At 57.9% G+C, this 21,517-nt stretch carries 23 protein-coding genes and 2 rRNA genes (1 of these 25 running past the window's edge); 8 read left to right on the plus strand and 17 right to left on the minus strand.

Annotated features, from left to right (window positions below):
* Positions 1 to 1,434: ribosomal RNA gene (locus JFT86_RS19940) — 23S ribosomal RNA — on the plus strand; it begins 1,460 nt to the left of the window's first position.
* 156 nt (positions 1,435 to 1,590) lie between these two features.
* Positions 1,591 to 1,706: ribosomal RNA gene (rrf, locus tag JFT86_RS19945) — 5S ribosomal RNA — on the plus strand.
* A gap of 107 nt (positions 1,707 to 1,813) precedes the next feature.
* On the opposite strand, the gene JFT86_RS19950 is transcribed toward rrf, so the two are convergent.
* The 10 genes from JFT86_RS19950 to JFT86_RS19995 form a co-directional block, all read right to left on the minus strand.
* A complete protein-coding gene (locus JFT86_RS19950) occupies positions 1,814 to 2,098 on the minus strand; it encodes a hypothetical protein (protein WP_201238017.1) in 285 nt (94 codons plus the stop codon).
* Positions 2,099 to 2,351: 253 nt separating this feature from the next.
* Positions 2,352 to 2,582: a hypothetical protein gene (locus JFT86_RS19955; RefSeq protein ID WP_008082703.1), complete on the minus strand. Its 231-nt coding sequence runs from the start codon at positions 2,580 to 2,582 to the stop codon at positions 2,352 to 2,354.
* Positions 2,583 to 2,703: 121 nt separating this feature from the next.
* On the minus strand, positions 2,704 to 2,934 hold the full coding sequence (locus JFT86_RS19960) for a hypothetical protein (protein WP_201238018.1): 231 nt from the start codon (positions 2,932 to 2,934) through the stop codon (positions 2,704 to 2,706).
* Positions 2,935 to 3,005: 71 nt separating this feature from the next.
* Positions 3,006 to 4,643: an ATP-binding cassette domain-containing protein gene (locus tag JFT86_RS19965; protein WP_201238019.1), complete on the minus strand. Its 1,638-nt coding sequence runs from the start codon at positions 4,641 to 4,643 to the stop codon at positions 3,006 to 3,008.
* 146 nt (positions 4,644 to 4,789) lie between these two features.
* Entirely contained in the window at positions 4,790 to 5,827 is a 1,038-nt protein-coding gene (locus JFT86_RS19970) for a DNA topoisomerase IB (RefSeq protein WP_201238020.1), read from the minus strand.
* 70 nt (positions 5,828 to 5,897) lie between these two features.
* Positions 5,898 to 6,977, minus strand: a complete 1,080-nt coding sequence (modC, locus tag JFT86_RS19975; protein ID WP_201238021.1) for a molybdenum ABC transporter ATP-binding protein — start codon at positions 6,975 to 6,977, stop codon at positions 5,898 to 5,900.
* A gap of 3 nt (positions 6,978 to 6,980) precedes the next feature.
* The gene (modB, locus tag JFT86_RS19980) at positions 6,981 to 7,661 is read right to left on the minus strand and encodes a molybdate ABC transporter permease subunit (RefSeq protein ID WP_008082690.1); all 681 of its coding nucleotides are present in this window, start codon (positions 7,659 to 7,661) and stop codon (positions 6,981 to 6,983) included.
* Complete coding sequence (modA, locus tag JFT86_RS19985) at positions 7,662 to 8,429, minus strand: molybdate ABC transporter substrate-binding protein (protein WP_103307180.1); 768 nt, start codon at positions 8,427 to 8,429, stop codon at positions 7,662 to 7,664.
* A 166-nt stretch (positions 8,430 to 8,595) separates the two neighbouring features.
* Positions 8,596 to 9,660, minus strand: a complete 1,065-nt coding sequence (locus JFT86_RS19990; RefSeq protein WP_201238022.1) for a nitronate monooxygenase — start codon at positions 9,658 to 9,660, stop codon at positions 8,596 to 8,598.
* Between the two features lie 156 nt (positions 9,661 to 9,816).
* Complete coding sequence (locus JFT86_RS19995) at positions 9,817 to 12,219, minus strand: autotransporter (RefSeq protein WP_242489496.1); 2,403 nt, start codon at positions 12,217 to 12,219, stop codon at positions 9,817 to 9,819.
* 188 nt (positions 12,220 to 12,407) lie between these two features.
* On the opposite strand from JFT86_RS19995, the gene JFT86_RS20000 reads away from it, so the two are divergent.
* Positions 12,408 to 13,391, plus strand: a complete 984-nt coding sequence (locus tag JFT86_RS20000) for an MDR family oxidoreductase (protein WP_201238023.1) — start codon at positions 12,408 to 12,410, stop codon at positions 13,389 to 13,391.
* A gap of 62 nt (positions 13,392 to 13,453) precedes the next feature.
* Positions 13,454 to 13,912 carry a GyrI-like domain-containing protein gene (locus tag JFT86_RS20005; RefSeq protein ID WP_201238024.1) on the plus strand — a complete coding sequence of 153 codons (459 nt, stop codon included), beginning with the start codon at positions 13,454 to 13,456 and terminating at the stop codon, positions 13,910 to 13,912.
* Here JFT86_RS20005 and ada read toward each other — a convergent pair.
* The 5 genes from ada to JFT86_RS20030 form a co-directional block, all read right to left on the minus strand.
* A complete protein-coding gene (gene ada, locus JFT86_RS20010; protein ID WP_201238025.1) occupies positions 13,909 to 14,976 on the minus strand; it encodes a bifunctional DNA-binding transcriptional regulator/O6-methylguanine-DNA methyltransferase Ada in 1,068 nt (355 codons plus the stop codon). The genes JFT86_RS20005 and ada overlap by 4 nt on opposite strands.
* 87 nt (positions 14,977 to 15,063) lie before the next feature.
* Positions 15,064 to 15,729 carry a DNA oxidative demethylase AlkB gene (gene alkB, locus JFT86_RS20015; RefSeq protein ID WP_201238621.1) on the minus strand — a complete coding sequence of 222 codons (666 nt, stop codon included), beginning with the start codon at positions 15,727 to 15,729 and terminating at the stop codon, positions 15,064 to 15,066.
* A gap of 5 nt (positions 15,730 to 15,734) precedes the next feature.
* Positions 15,735 to 16,445 (minus strand): 2OG-Fe(II) oxygenase, encoded by a 711-nt coding sequence (locus tag JFT86_RS20020; protein ID WP_201238026.1) that lies wholly within the window; start codon positions 16,443 to 16,445, stop codon positions 15,735 to 15,737.
* Between the two features lie 94 nt (positions 16,446 to 16,539).
* Positions 16,540 to 16,716, minus strand: a complete 177-nt coding sequence (locus JFT86_RS20025; RefSeq protein WP_201238027.1) for a hypothetical protein — start codon at positions 16,714 to 16,716, stop codon at positions 16,540 to 16,542.
* Positions 16,717 to 16,744: 28 nt separating this feature from the next.
* Positions 16,745 to 17,047 (minus strand): DUF1883 domain-containing protein, encoded by a 303-nt coding sequence (locus JFT86_RS20030; protein ID WP_007912251.1) that lies wholly within the window; start codon positions 17,045 to 17,047, stop codon positions 16,745 to 16,747.
* A gap of 210 nt (positions 17,048 to 17,257) precedes the next feature.
* Here JFT86_RS20030 and JFT86_RS20035 point away from each other — a divergent pair, with 210 nt between their 5' ends.
* Entirely contained in the window at positions 17,258 to 17,614 is a 357-nt protein-coding gene (locus tag JFT86_RS20035) for a hypothetical protein (protein WP_201238028.1), read from the plus strand.
* A gap of 71 nt (positions 17,615 to 17,685) precedes the next feature.
* Complete coding sequence (locus tag JFT86_RS20040) at positions 17,686 to 17,916, plus strand: hypothetical protein (protein WP_201238029.1); 231 nt, start codon at positions 17,686 to 17,688, stop codon at positions 17,914 to 17,916.
* 3 nt (positions 17,917 to 17,919) lie between these two features.
* Here JFT86_RS20040 and JFT86_RS20045 read toward each other — a convergent pair whose 3' ends face one another.
* Positions 17,920 to 18,201, minus strand: coding sequence for a hypothetical protein (locus JFT86_RS20045; protein WP_201238622.1), 282 nt, complete (start codon positions 18,199 to 18,201; stop codon positions 17,920 to 17,922).
* A gap of 143 nt (positions 18,202 to 18,344) precedes the next feature.
* Positions 18,345 to 18,530 carry a hypothetical protein gene (locus JFT86_RS20050; RefSeq protein ID WP_201238030.1) on the minus strand — a complete coding sequence of 62 codons (186 nt, stop codon included), beginning with the start codon at positions 18,528 to 18,530 and terminating at the stop codon, positions 18,345 to 18,347.
* Positions 18,531 to 18,788: 258 nt separating this feature from the next.
* Here JFT86_RS20050 and galU point away from each other — a divergent pair, with 258 nt between their 5' ends.
* The gene (gene galU, locus JFT86_RS20055) at positions 18,789 to 19,628 is read left to right on the plus strand and encodes a UTP--glucose-1-phosphate uridylyltransferase GalU (protein WP_007912230.1); all 840 of its coding nucleotides are present in this window, start codon (positions 18,789 to 18,791) and stop codon (positions 19,626 to 19,628) included.
* A 267-nt stretch (positions 19,629 to 19,895) separates the two neighbouring features.
* Entirely contained in the window at positions 19,896 to 21,425 is a 1,530-nt protein-coding gene (locus JFT86_RS20060) for an MFS transporter (protein ID WP_347340314.1), read from the plus strand.
* Positions 21,426 to 21,517: the final 92 nt, after the last annotated feature.

Raw genomic sequence — 21,517 nt, forward strand, 5'->3', positions numbered from 1 at the left:
GGTGGTAGGCTGGAATCTTAGGTAAATCCGGGATTCTAAGGCCGAGAGCTGATGACGAGTTATCTTTTAGATGACGAAGTGGTTGATGCCATGCTTCCAAGAAAAGCTTCTAAGCTTCAGGTAACCAGGAACCGTACCCCAAACCGACACAGGTGGTTGGGTAGAGAATACCAAGGCGCTTGAGAGAACTCGGGTGAAGGAACTAGGCAAAATGGCACCGTAACTTCGGGAGAAGGTGCGCCGGTGAGGGTGAAGGACTTGCTCCGTAAGCTCATGCCGGTCGAAGATACCAGGCCGCTGCGACTGTTTATTAAAAACACAGCACTCTGCAAACACGAAAGTGGACGTATAGGGTGTGACGCCTGCCCGGTGCCGGAAGGTTAATTGATGGGGTTAGCTAACGCGAAGCTCTTGATCGAAGCCCCGGTAAACGGCGGCCGTAACTATAACGGTCCTAAGGTAGCGAAATTCCTTGTCGGGTAAGTTCCGACCTGCACGAATGGCGTAACGATGGCGGCGCTGTCTCCACCCGAGACTCAGTGAAATTGAAATCGCTGTGAAGATGCAGTGTATCCGCGGCTAGACGGAAAGACCCCGTGAACCTTTACTATAGCTTTGCACTGGACTTTGAATTTGCTTGTGTAGGATAGGTGGGAGGCTTTGAAGCGTGGACGCCAGTTCGCGTGGAGCCATCCTTGAAATACCACCCTGGCAACTTTGAGGTTCTAACTCAGGTCCGTTATCCGGATCGAGGACAGTGTATGGTGGGTAGTTTGACTGGGGCGGTCTCCTCCTAAAGAGTAACGGAGGAGTACGAAGGTGCGCTCAGACCGGTCGGAAATCGGTCGTAGAGTATAAAGGCAAAAGCGCGCTTGACTGCGAGACAGACACGTCGAGCAGGTACGAAAGTAGGTCTTAGTGATCCGGTGGTTCTGTATGGAAGGGCCATCGCTCAACGGATAAAAGGTACTCCGGGGATAACAGGCTGATACCGCCCAAGAGTTCATATCGACGGCGGTGTTTGGCACCTCGATGTCGGCTCATCACATCCTGGGGCTGAAGCCGGTCCCAAGGGTATGGCTGTTCGCCATTTAAAGTGGTACGCGAGCTGGGTTTAGAACGTCGTGAGACAGTTCGGTCCCTATCTGCCGTGGACGTTTGAGATTTGAGAGGGGCTGCTCCTAGTACGAGAGGACCGGAGTGGACGAACCTCTGGTGTTCCGGTTGTCACGCCAGTGGCATTGCCGGGTAGCTATGTTCGGGAAAGATAACCGCTGAAAGCATCTAAGCGGGAAACTTGCCTCAAGATGAGATCTCACTGGAACCTTGAGTTCCCTGAAGGGCCGTCGAAGACTACGACGTTGATAGGTTGGGTGTGTAAGCGCTGTGAGGCGTTGAGCTAACCAATACTAATTGCCCGTGAGGCTTGACCATATAACACCCAAGCAATTTGACTACTCGAAAGAGCATCAGATTGCGGTGTGTGAAGACGAAACGAACCGAAAGTTCGATGTTCACAAACACCGAAAGCTGTCACATACCCAATTTGCTGAAGCGAGGCCATCTGGTCACGAGTCAGTACCCGAATTTCTTGACGACCATAGAGCGTTGGAACCACCTGATCCCATCCCGAACTCAGCAGTGAAACGATGCATCGCCGATGGTAGTGTGGGGTTTCCCCATGTGAGAGTAGGTCATCGTCAAGATTAAATTCCGAAACCCCAATTGCGAAAGCAGTTGGGGTTTTGTTTTGCCCGCAGGAAAGTTTTTTTGCGAAAAAAGGGCCGATTGGATCGGCCCTTTTTTCAAGCATCTAAACAAACGCCTGACCGGCAAAGCCTCGAGGCAAGCGCTGAAGTCCTGCCATTGCGCTCAATCGCTCGATCCATTCATTCCGCCAGTTCGCTGGGCCGTGAGAGGCTTTTGCTTGCCGTGCGATGCGTCGAGCCGTATTGCGTTGATCTTTTCTTGCCAGTTTGAAGGCATCGGTATTACGGCAACTGCGGCACTTCACACGATTGAATTCTTTGCTTGATGTGAGTTGTTTGCCTTTGTGGCCGCAGGCCAGATGCCCGTCGACGTTGAAATGGGTAACCATGAACTATCTCCTTCGCGACATGTAAAGGTTTGACAACTCGCATACAGCGGCGTTCTGTGACTGTGCGGCAGGCAAAAAAACACCCGCATGCGGGCGGGTGTGAGAGGTACTTCCAGAGGAGTGAGTCCACTGTAAGGACACGGATGTGATGGCTATGTGAAAAGAAATCCGTCACTGCAGCGAGAGTAAAAATACCGGACAGCCAATAGCGCGGTGACGCTTGTGCCACCGCTTATGAGGCCCAGGGCCCGCGTTATCTGAATCGAGGCAGTGGCCGATCGACAGGTTTGAGCGCCGACAGCGTGTTGCGAATCAGCGGGGCATCCTTCTCGATGTCATTCAGGCGATCACGGATGCGCAGGGCGGTCGGGTGTCCGCCTTGGTGGTCGACCCAGTCGGCGATCTCTTTGCAGGCCGCCGCGAGTCGCGCCTGTCGGGCGTCGAGCAGGGTGAGGAGGGTGGTGATGGACTCTTTTTCGGACATGGAACACCTCCGTTCAATGAAACCGCTGAGCGGCAGCAAAAAGCCCGCGAGCTGCGAGCCTTCTGCCGTTGGGGCGCTGCTCCTTCAGCTGGTTTCAGTATAGACCCGCTTGTGTTCGGCATCAGACGGAAGACTCGCGGGCCGGTATGGGTGAACTGACTGCGTTGAGACGATTGCATTCGCGTCGTGCATCATCTTCGGCATCGTAGCCATCACCGATGAAACCATTTGTGCGTGTATCGCAAATGCGGAACCAACCAATGGCTTCGGCGGGATCATGCTGGCTGTCCCCGGCGCGTCGACCGTGAATGATGATCTTGTTGCAACGCTTCACGACGAAAATGTCTTCCATGGCGTCACCGCAACTGATTCGTGTCACATCAACTATAGAAGCCCTCTGCAATCGTGCAAAAAATAGACAGGTCAACTCGTCGGTTGCAAATGCCAGCCTTCGGCGTGCCAATGCAAATCATGGGTCGGGTTTAACGCGCGTAGAAACGCCTGGTCGTGGGAAACTGCGACTATTGCTCCGGGAAATGTCTGTAAGGCCTGCTCAAAGGCTTCTACCGATGCCAAGTCAAGATGATTGGTCGGCTCATCAAGCAGCAACAATTGCGCGGGCACCTGACGCCACAGCGCCAGGGCAAGAGCGGCTTTCAAGCGCTCACCGCCACTGAGCGAGGCACAGGGCAGGGTGACACGCTGCGCGTTCAGTTGCAGGTGTGCGAGGTAACTGCGCAAGGTGCCTTCATCCAACGGCGTTTGCTGCGCCTGTAGTTGTTCAACGATGGATGTCCGATCATCCAGTAGCGTCAGTTGCTGATCGAGAAAGGCAAACGGTACATGGGTAGAGCACTCACCGGACACCGGCTTCACTGTACCGGCGATCATGTTCAGCAGGGTTGATTTGCCGCAACCATTGGGGCCGCTGACGGCAATGCGCATCGGCCCGTGTATCGCGAGGTTCAGCCGGGTCGAGGGCGCTTCGAGCGGTAGCCACGGCAGGCAGGCATCAAGCAGCGTGCAGACTTGTCGGGTACTCGGCACAACGCTGCCCGGCAGGTTGATCAATACCTCGCTGTCTGGCACAACCTGCGCATAGGCGTCACGCACACGGCTGTCCAGATCGGTTTTACGTGCCTGGTGGCCGAGGCGAACATGTCCCATGATTTCCTTCGCGGCGGCTTTCATCGCCGCCCGCTCGAAGCCGGAAACGTTAGCGGTTTGCGCATTGCGTCGGCTGCCGGCGGCATGGCGCTGGATCGTATCGTGCTCGCGTTGCAGTCGTGAACGTTCGCGTTGGCGTTCGATTCGGGCTTGATCAAGTTGTGCCTGCGCCGCTGCCTCGTGGATTCGGCGCTGTTGCGTGAAGGCTGGATAGCTCCCGGTGAAAACGGTCGCGCCTAATGGTGTGAGCTCGACGATTCGCTGCATTCGTTCCAGCAACTGCCGATCATGGCTGACGACTATCAACCCTCCGCGCCATGCCTCAAGTGTTTTTATCAGCCATTGCCGGCCGGCGCTGTCGAGATGATTGGTCGGCTCATCCAGCACCAGTAACTGCGCTTGACTCAACAGCGCGCCAATCAGGGCGATCCTGGCTTGCTGGCCACCGCTGAGCGCCTTGGTCAGATCGCCGGCTGCGATGTGGGGCAACCCGGCGCCATCCAGTAACTGCCGCAAGCGATCCGGTAAATCCCAGCGCTCACCAATAAGGTCAAAATCATCGGCACTGGCGCAGCCGAGATTGAGTCGTTCCAGCGCCGCCAGTATCGGCGCCGCGCCTGTAGCCTCTGCCACCGTTTGTCCGGGTGTGGGAACGAAGCTTTGTGAAACGTAGTTCACCGAAACCGAACTCACCACGCTGCCGGCGGTAGGCTGCAAGTGTCCGGCAATCAGCCGTGCAAGCACGCTCTTACCAATGCCATTGCGACCGACGATAGCGGTTGGCAGGTAATCGAAGTTCAGATTCAGTGCATTGAAAATCGTCTCGCCGTTGGCGAATTGAAAACCCGTTTGATTCAGGGAGACGAGTGCAGGCGTACGCGAGACGTGAGTCATCGGCACCTCCAGAAAAATGTCGTGAAAACTGACAAGCGCCACTGAGCGACCTGTCGCGATTACATTTTCAGAGAGCCGGATTGTTCACTTCTGCGATCATCCTGAGGAGGGGAAGGTGGCTAGCCTAGAGGACGACGCGCAGTTGATCAAGTCGCGTCGGCCATTTCACTCATCCGTTCGAGAAACATTGCCAGCGCCACTTCTTCGGCGCGCAGGCCTTTGCGCACGCGGGGGCGCGGTAATTCGGCGAGGGCGCCGAGCATGAATTTTTCCACCACGGCCGGGTGGATGTAGCACTTGCGGCATACCGCCGGAGTATTGCCCAGCTGTTTGGCGACGCCTTTGACCATCTCCACGACATGCCGTTTGGCTTCGGTTTCGGACTCATGTTTGAGTTCGCGCAAAACCGCCAATGCCAGGGCGCTTCCGGCCCAGGTGCGATAGTCCTTGGCGGTAAAGTCGGCGCCGGTCAGGGTTTGCAGGTAGGTGTTGACGTCGGAAGAGCTGACGGTATGCCGTTCGCCATGTTCATCCAGATACTGAAACAGATTCTGTCCGGGAATCTCCAGGCAGCGCTTGATAATGCGTGCCAGGCGTCGATCCTTCACCGTGATCTGGTGTTCGATGCCACTCTTGCCGCGGAACTGGAACAGAATCGCGCTGCCGTTGACCTCGACATGCCGACTGCGCAGGGTGGTCAGTCCATAAGAACGGTTGTCCCGCGCATACTGCGTGTTGCCGACCCGGATCAGAGTGGCGTCGAGCAGGGTGATCACCGTGGCCATGACTTTGTCACGACTGAAACCGGGTGCTGCCAACAGCGCTTCCAATTGCTTGCGCAGCTTCGGTAACGCCAGGCCGAACTCACGAAGCCGCGAGTATTTGTCGGCATCGCGCACTTCGCGCCAGCGTGTGTGATAGCGGTATTGTTTGCGACCGCGAGCATCGCGTCCGGTGGCTTGCAGATGTCCGCGTGGGTCGGGGCATATCCACACATCGGTATAGGCAGGTGGCACCGCGAGGGCGTTGATGCGTTTTATTTCGTCCGCATCGGTAATGCGCTGACCCGACGGCTCGAAATAGTTGAATTTGCCGCGTAGCTTTTTGCGGGTGATACCGGGCTGCGCGTCATCGACGTAATGCAGGTCGGATGGCAGGGCGTCGGTCAGCTCGGTGTCGGGCATGGCAGCTTCCTTGGATGGCGGCGGTCTGTAAAACGATTGACCGCATACCTACGCCGTCGTGCCGAATTATTTAGGCGAGTACCGCGACTGCCTTGATCTGTGCCCAGAGTTGCTGGCCCGGATGCACGCCCAGTTGATCGCGTGAGAACCGTGTGATGCGCGCCAACAACGGCGTGCCGCCAGCGTCGAGACGGATCAGCACATGGGCGGCATTGTCTGCCGCCTGCTCGCTGACCACCGTGACCGGCAAACGATTGAGGATGCTGCTCAACTCGCTGTTTTGCAGGGTCAGGCTGATGTCCCGCGCATGTACCTTGCAACGCAAGGCCTGGCCGACCGACATCGGTTCGTGGGTCACGCGAATGTTCATTTCAGTGGCCGGCAGTTGCAGACTCAACAACTGATAATCGGCATCGTAGGCGCTGACCTGGCCCTCGATGATCACCCCGGCGTCATCGCCCATCGCCATGGGCAGATCGAGCCGGGCGAGGGTTTCGCCGATCGGGCCGCTGGCCAAGGCCTTGCCGTCGCTCAGCAACACCAGATGATCGGCGAGACGGGCAACTTCGTCTTGCGCGTGGCTGACGTACAACACCGGAATATCCAGTTCGTCATGCAGACGCTGCAGATACGGCAGAATCTCGTTTTTGCGCTGACTGTCGAGCGCCGCAAGCGGCTCGTCCATCAGTAGCAATTTCGGGCTGGTCAGCAGTGCCCGGGCGATGCCGACACGCTGACGCTCGCCGCCGGAGAGATGTTGCGGATGACGTTCCAGCAAATGTCCGATGCCCAACAGTTCGGTGGCTTGCGCCAAGTCAACCCGACGCTGGGATTTGGCGATGCGTTTGAGGCCGAACTGCAGATTGGCGATGACCGACAAATGTGCAAACAAGCTGGCTTCTTGAAACACGTAACCCAGTGCGCGTTTGTGCGGCGGGACAAAAATGCCGTTGTCGCTGTCTTGCCAGACTTCATCGTTGATCCGGACAAAGCCATGCTCGGCACGTTCAAGTCCGGCAATGCAGCGCAAGCAAGTGGTTTTTCCAGAGCCGGAGTGGCCGAACAGCGCGGTGACACCACGCCCCGGCAAATGCAGGTCGACATCCAGGCTGAAGCCTGAGTAAGCAAGTTGCAGACGTGCATCGATCATCAATCAGCTCCAGCCCGCGCGGGTCTTGCGGCTGGAGTACAGCGCCAGCAACACCAGAAACGAAAACACCAGCATCGCGCCAGCCAGCCAGTGGGCCTGGGCGTATTCCATCGCTTCTACATGGTCGTAGATTTGTACAGAGACCACGCGGGTCTTGTCGGGAATGTTGCCGCCGATCATCAGCACCACGCCGAACTCACCGACGGTGTGCGCGAAGCCGAGAATGGCCGCAGTGACAAACCCGGGGCGAGCCAGCGGCAGAATCACGCTGAAAAAGGTGTCCCACGGATTGGCGCGCAAGGTCGCGGCCACCTCCAGCGGGCGGGTACCGATCGCCGAGAACGCGTTTTGCAACGGTTGCACCACGAACGGCATGGAATAGATCACCGAACCGATCACCAGTCCGGTGAAACTGAACGTCAGGGTGCCAAGGCCCAGCCACTGAGTGAACTGGCCGAGGAACCCGTGCGGCCCCATCATCAGCAATAGGTAAAAGCCGATGACGGTCGGTGGCAGCACAAGGGGCAGGGCGACGATGGCCCCGATCGGACCGCGCAACCATGAGCGGGTGCGCGACAGCCACAGGGCAATCGGAGTGCCGACAACCAACAGAATCGCAGTGGTCAGGGACGCCAGTTTCAGGGTCAGCCAGATCGCCGCGAAATCGGCACTCGTCAGCGACATTTAGAGTTGGTAACCGTAAGACTTGATCACCGCAGCGGCTTTCGGGCCCTTGAGGTATTCAACCAGTGCCTTGGCGGCAGCGTTGTCCTTGCCTTTGTTGAGGATGACCGCGTCCTGTTTGATCGGGTCATGCATGCTGGCCGGCACGATCCACGCCGAACCGCTGGTGACTTTGCCGTCCTTGTAGATCTGCGACAGCGCCACGAAGCCCAGCTCGGCGTTACCAGTGGAGACGAACTGGTAGGCCTGAGTGATGTTCTGGCCTTCAACGATCTTGGCTTTGGTCGCTTCAGTCAGTTTCAGTTTTTCCAGCACTTGCGTGGCGGCCAGGCCATAAGGCGCGGCTTTCGGGTTGGCGATGGACAGGTGTTGGTATTCGTTTTTCTTCAGAACCTCACCCTTGGCATCGACGTAACCGTCCTTGGCCGACCACAGCGCCAGGGTGCCGATGGCGTAAGTGAAGCGCGAGCCCTTGACGGTATCGCCTTCTTTTTCGAGCTTTTCCGGGGTGGTGTCGTCAGCCGAAAGGAACACTTCGAACGGCGCGCCGTTCTTGATCTGGGTGTAGAACTGGCCTGTGGCGCCGTAGGCTGCGACCAGTTTATGACCGGTGTCTTTCTCGAAGTCGGCGGCGATGGCCTGGATCGGTGCGGTGAAGTTAGCGGCAACAGCCACCTGCACTTCATCTGCCTGGGCAGCGCCGATGGCGAACACGGCAAGCAAAGAGGCCAGGCAGGTAGGGGCAAAACGTGAGGCACGAATGGTCATGTAACAGCTCCGTTGTTGGCAGGTGCAGGCGGCAGTTATTGTTGGAGGTGGACTGCCTATGCGAGGGGTGAAATCGCTATATAGCGAAATATATAGCGAAATGCCGGCAAACAGGAAGCGCTGTTAATAAATGGGGTGAGGCATTTTGGCCTCACCCTGTCTGATTTCAACGGTGTGTCAGCTTCGCTAGTGCATCCTCTGCCAACTGCCGAGTCAGTTTGGCGCTGCTCAAATCCCGGCCCAAGGTGAAAGCCTGGCCGGCCCAGAGGTTGGCGAATTGTGCATCATCTTTCGCTCGCAGCGGCATCAGGGCACCACCGGCCAAAGGAAATGCCGGCGCTTTCGGTGAGATCGGGCCGAGTTCGCGCATCACGCGGTTGAGAATACCCCGCGCTGGACGTCCGGTGAAAATGTTGGTGACGGCTGTTTCGCTTTCTTTGGCCGTGCGCAGAGCCTTGTGATGCGAGGCGCTGATTTTCGCCTCCGGGGTGAACAGATATGCGGTGCCCACCTGTGCCGCCGAGGCACCCAGCATGAATGCCGCGGCTACGCCTCGAGCATCGGCAATCGCCCCGGCGGCAATCACCGGTACTTTGACCGCGTCGACGATCTGCGGCACCAGTGCAAACGTACCGACCTGGCTGCTCAAATCATCGCTGAGAAACATCCCGCGATGGCCGCCAGCCTCATAGCCCATGGCGATAATCGCGTCGCAGCCGTTTTGTTCCAGCCAGATCGCCTCATCGACGGTGGTAGCGGATGAGAGGATTTTCGCGCCGGTTGCCTTGACGCGATCAAGCAGGGATTTTTCCGGCAGGCCAAAATGGAAACTCACGACTTCAGGTCGAAACTCTTCAAGTAATTCGCAGGCGGTCGCATCAAAAGGCGCCCGATTGGAAACCGGAGTCGGTGCATCGAAGTCGACGCCCAGCTCGCGGTAGTACGGCTCCAGCAGATTCTTCCACTCAATCGCGCGCTGCTCATCGGCGGCGGGTGGCTGATGGCAGAAGAAGTTCACGTTGAATGGTTTGTCGGTGTTGGCGCGAATCGTCTTCAGTTCTTCGCGAAGTTGCTCAATGCTCAGCATCGCCGCCGGCATTGACCCCAGGCCTCCGGCGTTGCACACCGCGATCACCATGGATGAATTGGTGGCACCGGCCATCGGGCCCTGAATGATCGGCAGTTCAATACCGAGCAGATCGAGAATACGGGTATCTGGCCATTGGCTCATTGAAGCGGTACTCCGAACGATGAAACGGGGCAGGGAGGCAGAGCCGGTTGTTTAACAGCAAAACCCGACTCAGGGCCACTCTGAAATTCAGAACACCGTGCGTCGCAGACTGTCAGCGTCGATGGAGTCCGCCTCCGCCGCCACCAAAGGAATGGTTCATGAATTGCGAAGAGTTGTGAAAGTTGTTGGTGCGCTGGTTGCCGAAATTGCGAGCCGCAGACTCTCGATTGAGGTTCTGCAGTTGCGCGTTGTTATTGACCGGCGCATTGCGCGTACCACCGGCGCCGACCATCGATTGCCAGCCGTTGTCGGTCTTCTTGTAGACGTTGCCATCGTGTCCGGCGTAAACGTTGTCGCCGACATGTGCGGCGCCGCCATTGCGTCCACGAACCCCGCCATATTGGGTGGTGTTGCCGGTATTGGGGTTGTACACGGCACCGCGATTGGCGGTGACTTGCGTGCCGTTGCGCACATTGCCTGCCGTGACTTTCTGGCCCGCGATCGCTCCGCCATTCGGACCGACCGCCGCGCCACTGCGCCCCGCGGCATAGTTGCCGGTGTAGACGTTTTGTACCGCTCCTCGTTGGCCAGCTGCCGCCACACCCGTACGCGAGTTATAGGAAGCACCGACCTGGCCCGCCCAACGATTGCCGGTCCAGGCGTTGTAACCGGCGCCATATCGGCTGACTGTCGCCCGATCACCCCACTGGTGATAGATGTTTCCCGTCGTGCCGGCCCAACCACCCGGGCCCCACGCCACGGCACCGCCGCGATAGCCGTAAGCGGCACCGCCCCAGGCCAGAGGCGCCGGGTACAAGTGCGGACCCCAGGCGTATCCCCAGCCATAATTGCCCCACCACGGATACGCCCCCAGCCCCAACCCATGGCGACGGTACTGCCGCCCCAGCTCCAGCCAAAACCGAAACCGAAGGTCCAACCGGTCCAGGGCGTATAGCGGATGGCGACGCCAAAGCCATAGGTCACCGGTGGCCCGTACCAGACACTGCCGACCCACGGCGTATACGGATAACCGGTGCCGTACACCACAACGCCGGTGACGGGATCCAGATTCGAGCCCTGATAACCCGGGGTGTAGCCGACGACTACGGTATCGCCGCTGGCCTCGTAGACTTTGACGTAAGTGAGGTAATGCATGGGCGAACTCGGTGGGATCGAATAGATCACCGCCGGCACGGAGCTCGCCACGACCCACGGGCCATTGACGCTAGTGGCGGTAAACCAGATGCCGTTTTCCACTGCATACCAACTGTTGTTGTCGACCCGGATGATCGGCGTTGCACTATTGACCACGTATTGCAGCGGCGTGGTGTTGATGGCCTTGAGTTGCGGCTCGCCATCGAACTGCGGCGCGGTCATTTTTACTGCGCTTTTCTTGATTGCCGAGGTCTGCGGGATGGTCGCGGCAATCGCCGCCTCTTTGGCTTGCGGAGTGCCGGCGACCGAGGCCTTGACGTTCTCTTTCGGGCTGTCGTCGGGGATGTTGGCGAAGTCGGCCGGCAGTTTGTCCGCCGGGGTAAACGTCCACGGGCCGCTCATGTCGCTGGCGCGGAACCAGCGACCGGAGATCAGCACATAACTGTTCTGGTCACCGATTTCCTTGAAGATATGCCCGGTGGTATTGCTCACGTACAACAGGCTGGTGCCTTGAATCGGTGACCACTGTGCGGCGCCGTCGGTCACCAGCAGTTCGGTCGGTGTGGTGGCGATGAAAATCTTCGGCTGTGGTGGTTTGGCCAGGCTGGGGATTTTGTCTTTCGGATCACTTTGCCCGGTCAACAGATCCACCTGCCGGCTCTTGATCGCAGCCTGTTTGGCTTTCTCCAGATCGGCGGGCGGCGAGGGCAGGCGCGCGTAATCGCCGTTCAACTGGTCGGCGACCATCCAGCCGTCAAACACATGCAGGTAATGTTTGCCCTGGGCATCCTTGAGCAGCAAGGGACGGGTATTGATGACGCGTTGCAATGCGGTGCCTTCCACCGGCCGGTAAGCCGCATCGCCATCGATATAAACCAGCAGCGCCGGAACATCGGAGCTGATGATCGCCGGCGGGGTGTTTTCCAGCGGTGCGCTGTCGGCTTTCTGTTCAGCCGACAACACGCCGACGGCGGCTTCCAGTTGATCCAGTGAAATGGTTTTCTTGCGATTGGCCGCATCTTTTTGCAGCGCCGCAACCCAGGTGTCAGCCTGGCTGGCGTCAGCCGGGAAATCGGCCTTGATGATTTTGTATTGGTCGAGTGCGACCCACCGTGTGGCCTTGTCGACCAGAGTATGGGCGCTGAACTGGACAATGCCGTAGGTGGACTTGCCATCGGCGCCTGTGGCTTCGACGGCGGCGCGGGCATTGAGGGTGTAACCATCCCAATTATCGAGTTGCGGCTGGTACACCGTCAGTTTGGCCTTGCCGCTGGTGATGACTTGCGGCCATGTCGGCTCGCTCGGGGCTGCGTCAGTGGTCGTGGCAGCCGGTGCCGCCGAGGCATTGCCCAAGGTCAAAAGGCACAGCATCAGCATCACTAATAGCGAGCGCGGGTAAGACATTGTCAGCTCCATCGACAGACCGGTTTTTGAAAGAAAAACAGCAAAAGCAGCATCGTCGAAAAAGCATAGTCGTCAGTTCCGGAAACACTCGGCAAATTCAGGGATTGGCGGAAAGTCGAGTGTGGCAATGTGTTGCGATGTGATATTTGAATGGCATGCCCCCAGAAATCCATCCATGAGAGCCCATCATGTTCAACGGTATTTTGATCAATAAAGACGACAGCGGTTATCACGCCTCCTTGCAACAGATCAACGAAGAACAGTTGCCGGAAGGCGATGTGACGGTGCGCGTCGCGTACAGCACGCTGAATTTCAAGGACGGCTTGGCGATTACCGGAAGCAGCCCGGTAGTGCGCAAGTTTCCGATGGTGCCGGGGATCGATCTGGCAGGCACCGTCGAAGTCAGTTCGCACCCGGACTACAAAGCGGGCGACCAAGTTCTGCTCAACGGCTGGGGTGTCGGCGAAAATCACTGGGGCGGCCTGGCACAGAAGGCGCGACTCAATGGTGACTGGCTGATTCCGCTGCCCAAGGCTTTCACCCCGGCGCAAGCCATGGCCATTGGCACGGCGGGGTACACCGCAATGTTGTGCATTCTGGCGCTGGAGCGTAATGGCGTGACGCCGGAGCAGGGCGAGGTGCTGGTGACCGGCGCGAATGGCGGCGTTGGCAGCTTCGCCATCGCCCTGTTGAGCAAACTCGGCTATCGGGTAGTGGCGTCCACGGGCCGGGTTTCCGAGCATGAGTACCTGAAGCAATTGGGCGCCAGTGAAATCATTGATCGCGCGACCCTGTCCGAGCCAGGCAAGCCTTTGGCCAAGGAGCGCTGGGCGGCGGTGATTGATTCGGTCGGCAGCCACACGCTGGCCAACGCCTGCGCCAGCACCCGTTCAGAAGGCACCGTTGCGGCGTGCGGTCTGGCGCAAGGCATGGATTTCCCGGCATCAGTGGCGCCGTTTATTCTGCGTGGCGTGACGCTCGCCGGAATCAACAGCGTGACCCAGCCCAAAGCTCGTCGACTGGAGGCGTGGGATCGGTTGTCCAAAGACCTGGATTTCGGTTTGCTGTCCGTGATCAGTCACGAAATTGCCTTGAGCGAAGCCATTGAGGCGGCACCGAAATTGCTCGCAGGACAGTTGCGCGGCAGGGTTGTCGTCGATGTCAATCGCTGACAAAGTAGGCGCCATCGCGGCTCTGCGGGGCCGCACTTCTAATCAAGGGAGTGGCACTTTCGATGGATTTGAAACGGCAACAGATTGAATCGTTCACGGTTTCAGGCGTTCAAGTACGCACGACCAACGCAGCAGAACACAAACCCGATACAGCGAAAATCGGCCCGATGTGGGGCGACTTTTTCTGTAAAGGTCTGGCCGAAAAGATTACCGGCAAACAATCCGGTTCGCCGGTTTATGGCGTGTACTCGGCTTACGAGTCGGATGCTTCGGGGCAGTTCGATGTCACGGCCGGCGTCGCGGTCAATAAGCTGGCCGAGGGCTTTGAGTCGATAGTCATCGAAGCGGGCGACTATCTGGTCTTCGAAGCGCAAGGTCCAATGCCTGAGGCAGTGATCTCGACATGGGGCAAAGTCTGGAGCTTCTTCGAAGCCAATCCGCAGATCCAGCGTCGATTCGCCACTGACTTCGAGGCCTACACCGGCCCCGAAGCAGTGTCGATCTACATCGGCGTGCGCTAAGGCTGTGTTTCGCGTTCGAGCAATTGCCGTTTACGCTCGACGCCCCACCGATACCCGGAAAGATTGCCATCGCTGCGAACCACGCGGTGGCAAGGGATCGCCACGGCCAAGCGGTTGGCGCCGCAGGCCTGAGCCACGGCGCGCATGGACGTCGGTGCGCCGATGCGCTGGGCAATCTCGGCGTAGCTGGCGGTGCTGCCAGCCGGAATTTCCCGCAGCGCCTGCCACACGCGCTCCTGAAACGCGGTGCCACGCACGTCCAGCGGCAGGTCCAGGCCAATGGCCGGGGTCTCGATAAACCCCACGACTTTGGCGATCAACTGTTCAAACCCGGCATCGGCACCTATCAGATTGGCTTTGCGGAATTGATCCTGCAGGTCGCACACCAATTGGTGAGGATCGTCGCCCAACAGGATCGCGCAAACCCCACGGTCGCTTTGTGCCACCAGAATGGCCCCGAGCGAGCATTGTCCAACGGCGAACCGAATGTCGTTGTTCTGCCCGGCTGCTCGGTAATCGCCGGGTTTCATGCCCAGCAACTGATCGGCAGCTTCATAGAACCGGCTGTTGGAGTTGAAGCCGGCGTCGTACAGCGCATCGGTCACTGAACCACCGTCCGCCAGACGTTCACGCACTTTGCGTGAGCGATGAGCTGCTGCGTAGCCTTTTGGCGTCAGCCCCGTCGCGGCTTTGAACACCCGGTGAAAATGAAACGGGCTCAGACCTGCTGTTTCTGCCAATACATTGAGTGCGGGCAAGGTTTCGGCGGATTCGATCTGGCGACAGGCTGTCGCCACAGTGGCGGCGTGCTGCGCCGCGACATCAGTTTGATCCTTGCTGGCCCGTTTACTCGGGCGATACCCGGCGGCTTCGGCCTCGAGGGCGGTGTCGAAAAACTCCACATTCTGTGGTTTCGGCAAACGCGCAAGGCTGCTCGGACGGCAGTAGATGCCGGTGGTTTTAACCGCGTAGACAAATTGCCCATCCGCCCGAGGGTCGCGTGCAACCACGGCGGCCCAGCGTGGATCGTCTTCGGTGTTGAGAGTGATCGACAGCGTTTTCATGAGAGTTAATCCGTTGACCTGTTTGAGTCAGGTTAATCCGCACTGTCGGACATAAAACTCCGGGTCTTGCGGTCAAACTTTCCAGGTTCATCCAGCGACACGAAACGTCAGATTGATCCGTTGTTCGCCGAGGCGCGGGTGCCGGCCCTGGCGGATCGGCAACACGCCATGAAAGCGCAAACGATCAACGCCGCCCCAGATCACCATATCGCCATGCAGCAACGGGATCCGCCGGGTCTTGTCGCTCCGGGTGAAACCGCCGAAGAGGAACATGGCCGGCAAGCCCAGCGACAGCGAAACGATCGGCGCTGCGTAGGCATTTTCGTCTTTGTCCTGATGCAAAGACATCTTGGCGCCGGGGACATAGCGGTTGATCAGGCAGGAATCGGCTCTGAAATCAGCAAACCCGGCGTCCTGCGCTGCCGAGTGCGCCAAATCGGCAAACACCTTCGGCATGTGCGGCCAGGGCTGTCCGTTGAGCGGATCGACGCGGGAGTAACGATAGCCGGTGCGATCAGTGATCCAGCCCAGATCCCCACAACTGCTGGTGCCCACGGACATACTGAATCCGCCCGGTGTGACCATGTGCCGGAGCGGGGCTGCGATCAGGATGGCGTCCAGCGCTGGCAGCAGTTGATCAATCATCGGCAGGGCAAATCCGCGCAGCACCCACGATTGTTCGCCAATCTGTTCGGCGCGGGGCTGCTGTGCGGGTTCGTTGTCGGCGAACAGATCGAAAGTGTGCGGGTACATGGCGGTCATGTGGCGTCGTGGAAGATGATGCCTAGGGTATGCCTTTTTCCACTGTGCAGGCGACTGACGCCGTGACGCATGGTCACCCGGTAGTCGCCACGTCCGCCCTGAATCGGGCGTTGGTTGACGGCAAAGATCACTGCGTCGCCTTTCCTCAGGTCCAGCACTTGTGGCCGGGATTGCATGCGCGGACGTTGCTCGGTCAGCACGAACTCGCCACCGCTAAAGTCTTTCCCCGGCTCTGACAGAAGAATCGCTACTTGCAGCGGAAACACCAGTTCGCCGTACAGATCCTGATGCAGGCAGTTGTAGTCCTGCGCACCGTATTGCAATAGCAGTGGAGTAGGGCGGATCTGGCCGGCGGCATGGCAGCACTGAAGAAATTCTTCATGAGTTGTCGGGAAACGAGTGGCCAGGCGCATCCGTTCGTACCAGCGGTTGGCCACTGTCACCAAGCGCGGATAAAGCGCGGTTCGCAGGCGTTCAACGACGGTGGGGAGGGGATAGCGGAAGTACTTGTATTCCCCGCGACCGAAACCGTGGCGGGCCATGATGACCTGCGAGCGAAACGGTTCGGCCTGCGGATACAGCGCGCTCAGACGATTACAGCTTTCGGCCTGCAGCAGATTGCGAATGATCGCGCAGCCGTCCTGATCCAGCTGTTGTTCCAGGCTCGCCCAATCGAGCGAATCCAGCCGGGAGGGTGACATCGACATGCTGACTCCTTTGACTCAAGGTTGAGGCAGTCAGTCTATGCAGACCCTTGCGGCAGAACACTCCGCCGCTTGCGGTCGAATTCGTGTCGGTGCGTTACAGCGCTTTGCTGACAGCGATATCGCTGATCACGTCGTCGCTCTGGCCGTGAATGGCGTCGAGAGCAGCCTTGGCTTCATCTTCGGTGCCATTTTCCAACTGCGCGAACTCGAAGCGGCGCTCACCGTTGAGTTTGTACTTGATGACGTATTTGGTCGTTTGGGCCACGGTCATGTTTCCTGTCTGTAAAAGGCGGGGCGGCTCAGCTGAGTTTGGTGCTGGAGCGGCGGATGATCTTGATCGAATGCGTCAGCGTCGGTTTGCGCGTTACGCTGATCGCTCGACGGTTGACGGTGTCGATGGTGATGTTCCAGAAACCGGTGCTCGGCGCAGTGATGCGGGCCGGGAACGTGTCGAAAGCGCCGCCGTGGTAGGTGTGACGACCACCATTTTTGAAGCTGCGGAAGTTGGCGTCGTTCATCAGACGGATGTTGCACATTTGCGAGCATTGGATGACGACGATGTCGTCTTCGTTGAGGTGCTCGCGCTGGTGAATGAATTTCATGGGCGCCTCCAGAAGGGCTTTTTCTACAAAATCAAAACGATAGCTTGTAATTGCGCGCAGTTTATCAGCCCGCACGGGTTATTATCTGGCCGTCGGGCGTTGGTTTGACAATTTTGAACAGATATTCGCAATTGGATGCGGGTTAAATGCAGAAGACCCCGGAGAAAAACGGCATTTGTGCTGTCGGACGGTCTTTAACGGAGGTTTTGTATGAAGTGGGGTGTGTGGTGTCTGCCGTTGGTTTTAGCAGTGGGTGGTTGTGCGAGCGTTTCCGAAATCAATGAAACGCTACCCACCATGAGCGTGATCTCTGGCAAGAAGCCCCATGAATACGCGCAATGCCTTTCGGACAAGCTGGCTGACAGCCGCGGTGCCTTGCAAATGCAGCCGCACAAGGACGGGGTTCGCGTGATTGTTCCGGGCAAGCTGTCGTCAGGCCCGGCCGCCGTGTTTGATATCGAAGATCGCTCCGGTGGCAGCGCGATCAAGCTGCATGAGCGCATGTCCAATGTGCCGGTGCGCCCGCGTGATGTGCGTAACGCTGCCAATGCCTGCATTTCCGGCTGATAGACTACAGGTCATCAGCATCGGTGCCGTCACAGCCATGCTGCGACGGCATTTTTATTTCTGGAGTCGCGATGAAGCGAGAGCAAGTACGAGAGCGCCATGTAGAGGGCCTGATCTCTGCCACCCATGTCATCCAGAACCCGGCGAATTCGGGGGAGTGGATCGTGTTTTTCAAGAAAAGCGCCGGGCGCAGTTATTTCCTGGTGGACGATAACGACGAAGTCGAGTCATTCAATCGGCTCGACGATCTGATCGAAGTGATACGCGGGCTAGGGATCAAGTTCGCTGAAATCCACATGTAGCGTCTATTTGCAGACCACCACGACGCTGCGGTTCTTGTAGTTGCCGACATCGACGCCCAGGGTCTTGTCGCTTTCCTTGGAGGCCGGCGTGCCGTCAGTGCCGACGATGCGATAACCGGTGCCGGCGCATGAGGCATCCGCCTTCTCATAACAGGTGGCCCAGGAATTGGCTTCGCCGGAGCAATCGATGGTCAGGCCCTGTTCGCCGTTGTTCAGGGTGGTCGGCTCGGACGTGGCACAGCCGCTCAGTGCCAGTACCGCAATCAGTGGCAAAAATCTGTTCATGTTCATGGTTTGTCGTCTTCAGCGAGGGGGACTAGACGCTCTGACAGCGCCAGTGTGAAAAGGTTATAGCGATTGGCCACTTGTTTGCGCATGAGCACAAAAAAGCCCTGCGCAATGGCAGGGCTTGGGGCATGGGCAGCCGATCAGTCCTGATCTTTGCCACGGCGTTTTGCCGATGCCGGGGTGTCGGTGAACACCGCCGCTACTTCAGTCGCCATCAGCTCGCTGTCGAAAGGCCCTGCGATGTGTTCGCCATTGGTAGTGGTCAGCGTCCACTTGCCGTCCTTCTTGTCGATCACATACCCGTTGACGATTTTAACTGCGGCCATCTATCTATCTCGTTCACTGATTCAAAGGCGCCATGATACCGGCAAATGCTCGCATTGGGGGGCGATGAGCGTATGGTGAACCCGTCAAGCGGCATCTTTGAGCTACGCTGATTTCGCTGTCCACATTCGCCGATGGAACTATCGGCGAGAATATTTCTCTATGTTGGCATCGGTTAGCCAGTGCGGGGCATTGTAAGGTGCACGCCGCCTGATTAGACTGCGCCGAAACTCGTACACACAGCCCTTTCAAGGACTTATATGATCAAGAAATGCTTGTTCCCAGCAGCCGGTTACGGTACTCGCTTCCTGCCAGCGACTAAAGCCATGCCTAAAGAAATGCTGCCGGTGGTAAACAAGCCACTGATCCAGTACGGCGTTGAAGAAGCTCTGGACGCTGGCCTGACTGAAATCTCCATTGTTACCGGTCGTGGCAAACGTGCCCTGGAAGACCACTTCGACATCAGCTACGAGCTGGAAAACCAGATCAAAGGCACCGACAAGGAAAAATACCTGGTTGGCATCCGCAAGCTGTTGGACGAGTGCTCGTTCTCCTACACCCGTCAGACCGAAATGAAAGGTCTGGGCCACGCGATCCTGACCGGTCGCCCGCTGATCGGTGACGAACCGTTCGCCGTGGTGCTGGCGGACGACTTGTGCGTCAACCTCGAAGGCGACGGCGTACTGACCCAGATGGTCAAGCTGTACAAGCAGTTCCGCTGCTCGATCATCGCCATTCAGGAAGTCGATCCACAGGAAACCAGCAAGTACGGCGTCATTGCCGGCGAGATGATCCGCGACGACATCTACCGCGTACACAGCATGGTCGAGAAGCCAAAACCTGAAGACGCACCGTCGAACCTGGCGATCATCGGTCGTTACATCCTGACCCCGGACATTTTCGACCTGATCGAACAGACCGAGCCAGGCAAGGGCGGCGAAATCCAGATCACCGACGCCCTGATGAAGCAAGCCCAGAATGGCTGCGTCATGGCCTACAAGTTCAAAGGCAAGCGTTTCGATTGCGGTGGCGCTGAAGGCTACATCGAAGCGACCAACTTCTGCTTCGAGAACTTCTACAAGACTGGCAAGGCTTACTAAGAGCGCTTGATTGTCTGTAGGCACGTCACACGGTCCGCTCCGTGTGACGCTAAAAACAAACGCCCCGACATGTTCGGGGCGTTTGCGTTTGTGTCGGTTGGCAAAAGAAAAACTCCGAGATGCAATATGAAACAAATGATCGATTGTCAGCAAAGTTTTGCGCTGCTGAACTGATGAGCTCTCGCCATGGATGCGCGCAGGGATAAGTTTTTTGGTTCATTGATGCAATGTCAGTGAAATCACCGTTCGCAATAAGGAGTGTTGCCCGTGGTGCCGAAAGCTGAAACTTCAGGTCGACAGACAGAATCAACACGCTGGCTTGGCCTCGGCGTGTTGATGTTGCCAGTGCTGCTGGTGACCGTTGATAACACCGTACTCGGTTTCGCATTGCCCAAAATCGCTGAAGCCTTGCGCCCGACTGCCAGCCAGCAGTTGTGGATGATCGATGCCTATTCGCTGGTTCTGGCAGGGCTGCTGGTGTCGATGGGTAGCCTGGGTGATCGGGTGGGGCACCGTAAGTTACTGCTTGTCGGGTCGCTCGGGTTTGCGCTGGTCTCGGTGCTGACCGCGTATTCCGAAACGGCCATGCAGCTGATTATCGGGCGGGCTTGTATGGGGATTTTCGGCGCGATGCTGATGCCTTCCACGCTGGCATTGATACGTTCGGTATTTGAGGATCGAGAAGAGCGCAGACTGGCAGTAGCAATCTGGGCAACGACATTGACCGTCGGCTCGGCACTGGGGCCTTTGGTGGGTGGGGTGTTGCTGCAGTTTTTTGATTGGGGCGCGATTTTTCTGTTGGCGGTGCCCGTGCTGATTCCATTGTTGGTGTTGGGGCCGCTGTTACTCCCTGAGTCAGAGCGTGATGTGTCGGGTCCGCTGGACCCTATCAGCATCCTCCAGTCGATGGTCGCACTGGGAGGCATCGTTTACAGCATTAAGCATGGGGCCAGTGACGGGGTTGACGGGACGGTGCTGGCCACCTTTTTGGTCGGTGCAATGGCGGGCTGGATGTTCGTAAGGCGACAGTTGCGTCTTCCTGTGCCCCTGATGGATATGACTCTGTTTCGCAGTGGCACCTTCAGCGGGTCTGTTTTGATCAATCTGATGAGCCTTGCATTCCTCATCGGATTCGTTTTCTTTACGACTCAGTATCTACAGATTGTCCTGCAGATGTCGCCTTTGAGTGCGAGTCTGGCTTTGGTGCCGGGGCAAATTATGGCGATCGTAGTTGGAATGGCGGTGGTGCCGGTCGCGCAGCGTATGCCTGTGCATGTGCTGATACCGGTCCTGATGGCCTTCGCTGGTGCGGCGTTTTTACTGGTGGCCAGCATCGGCAGTAGTCTCGCGGTGTTGGTGGCGGCGTTTGCATTGTTGAATATCGGAGTGGGCGCTATTGCGACGGTGTCTAATGACGTGATTTTGTCGGCCGCGCCTCCGGCAAAGGCAGGTGCAGCTTCCGCCATCAGCGAAACGGCCTATGAAGTGGGCGTGGTGTTGGGGACGACTCTGCTCGGCGGCTTGGTCACGGCCTACTATCGTACTGGCCTGCAGCTTCCAGCGTTTTTGAGTGATATTCAGGCGACGCTGGCAAGTGAAACGTTGTCGGGCGCTCATCATGTGGCGGCCGGTTTGGCGGGTGATCAGGCGCAACAATTAATGCAGCAGGCGGGAAGTGCATTTGAAGGCGGAATCGAATTGGTTTCTTGGGTCGCCTTCAGTCTGGCGCTTATGGCGATTCTGATTGCTTGGCGTACGTTGCGGTTGCCAAAAGTTGAATCGGCAGAATGTCATTGATCAAAAGCTGAAGGTAAAACTCCACGGTGTTGCTGATCTACATGCTGTAGAGACTTGCTCAATAACCGTCTGCGGGTATGCTGATCGCCTGC

The sequence above is a fragment of the Pseudomonas sp. TH06 genome (assembly GCF_016651305.1).
In the GTDB taxonomy this organism is placed as follows: Bacteria; Pseudomonadota; Gammaproteobacteria; order Pseudomonadales; family Pseudomonadaceae; genus Aquipseudomonas.

Coding starts and splice junctions, on each gene's coding strand:
- JFT86_RS19950 (WP_201238017.1), bottom strand. CDS start 2,098: ATGGTTACCCATTTCAACGTCGACGGGCATCTGGCCTGCGGCCACAAA.
- JFT86_RS19955 (WP_008082703.1), bottom strand. CDS start 2,582: ATGTCCGAAAAAGAGTCCATCACCACCCTCCTCACCCTGCTCGACGCC.
- JFT86_RS19960 (WP_201238018.1), bottom strand. CDS start 2,934: ATGGAAGACATTTTCGTCGTGAAGCGTTGCAACAAGATCATCATTCAC.
- JFT86_RS19965 (WP_201238019.1), bottom strand. CDS start 4,643: ATGACTCACGTCTCGCGTACGCCTGCACTCGTCTCCCTGAATCAAACG.
- JFT86_RS19970 (WP_201238020.1), bottom strand. CDS start 5,827: ATGCCCGACACCGAGCTGACCGACGCCCTGCCATCCGACCTGCATTAC.
- modC (WP_201238021.1), bottom strand. CDS start 6,977: ATGATCGATGCACGTCTGCAACTTGCTTACTCAGGCTTCAGCCTGGAT.
- modB (WP_008082690.1), bottom strand. CDS start 7,661: ATGTCGCTGACGAGTGCCGATTTCGCGGCGATCTGGCTGACCCTGAAA.
- modA (WP_103307180.1), bottom strand. CDS start 8,429: ATGACCATTCGTGCCTCACGTTTTGCCCCTACCTGCCTGGCCTCTTTG.
- JFT86_RS19990 (WP_201238022.1), bottom strand. CDS start 9,660: ATGAGCCAATGGCCAGATACCCGTATTCTCGATCTGCTCGGTATTGAA.
- JFT86_RS19995 (WP_242489496.1), bottom strand. CDS start 12,219: ATGTCTTACCCGCGCTCGCTATTAGTGATGCTGATGCTGTGCCTTTTG.
- JFT86_RS20000 (WP_201238023.1), top strand. CDS start 12,408: ATGTTCAACGGTATTTTGATCAATAAAGACGACAGCGGTTATCACGCC.
- JFT86_RS20005 (WP_201238024.1), top strand. CDS start 13,454: ATGGATTTGAAACGGCAACAGATTGAATCGTTCACGGTTTCAGGCGTT.
- ada (WP_201238025.1), bottom strand. CDS start 14,976: ATGAAAACGCTGTCGATCACTCTCAACACCGAAGACGATCCACGCTGG.
- alkB (WP_201238621.1), bottom strand. CDS start 15,729: ATGTACCCGCACACTTTCGATCTGTTCGCCGACAACGAACCCGCACAG.
- JFT86_RS20020 (WP_201238026.1), bottom strand. CDS start 16,445: ATGTCGATGTCACCCTCCCGGCTGGATTCGCTCGATTGGGCGAGCCTG.
- JFT86_RS20025 (WP_201238027.1), bottom strand. CDS start 16,716: ATGACCGTGGCCCAAACGACCAAATACGTCATCAAGTACAAACTCAAC.
- JFT86_RS20030 (WP_007912251.1), bottom strand. CDS start 17,047: ATGAAATTCATTCACCAGCGCGAGCACCTCAACGAAGACGACATCGTC.
- JFT86_RS20035 (WP_201238028.1), top strand. CDS start 17,258: ATGAAGTGGGGTGTGTGGTGTCTGCCGTTGGTTTTAGCAGTGGGTGGT.
- JFT86_RS20040 (WP_201238029.1), top strand. CDS start 17,686: ATGAAGCGAGAGCAAGTACGAGAGCGCCATGTAGAGGGCCTGATCTCT.
- JFT86_RS20045 (WP_201238622.1), bottom strand. CDS start 18,201: ATGAACAGATTTTTGCCACTGATTGCGGTACTGGCACTGAGCGGCTGT.
- JFT86_RS20050 (WP_201238030.1), bottom strand. CDS start 18,530: ATGGCCGCAGTTAAAATCGTCAACGGGTATGTGATCGACAAGAAGGAC.
- galU (WP_007912230.1), top strand. CDS start 18,789: ATGATCAAGAAATGCTTGTTCCCAGCAGCCGGTTACGGTACTCGCTTC.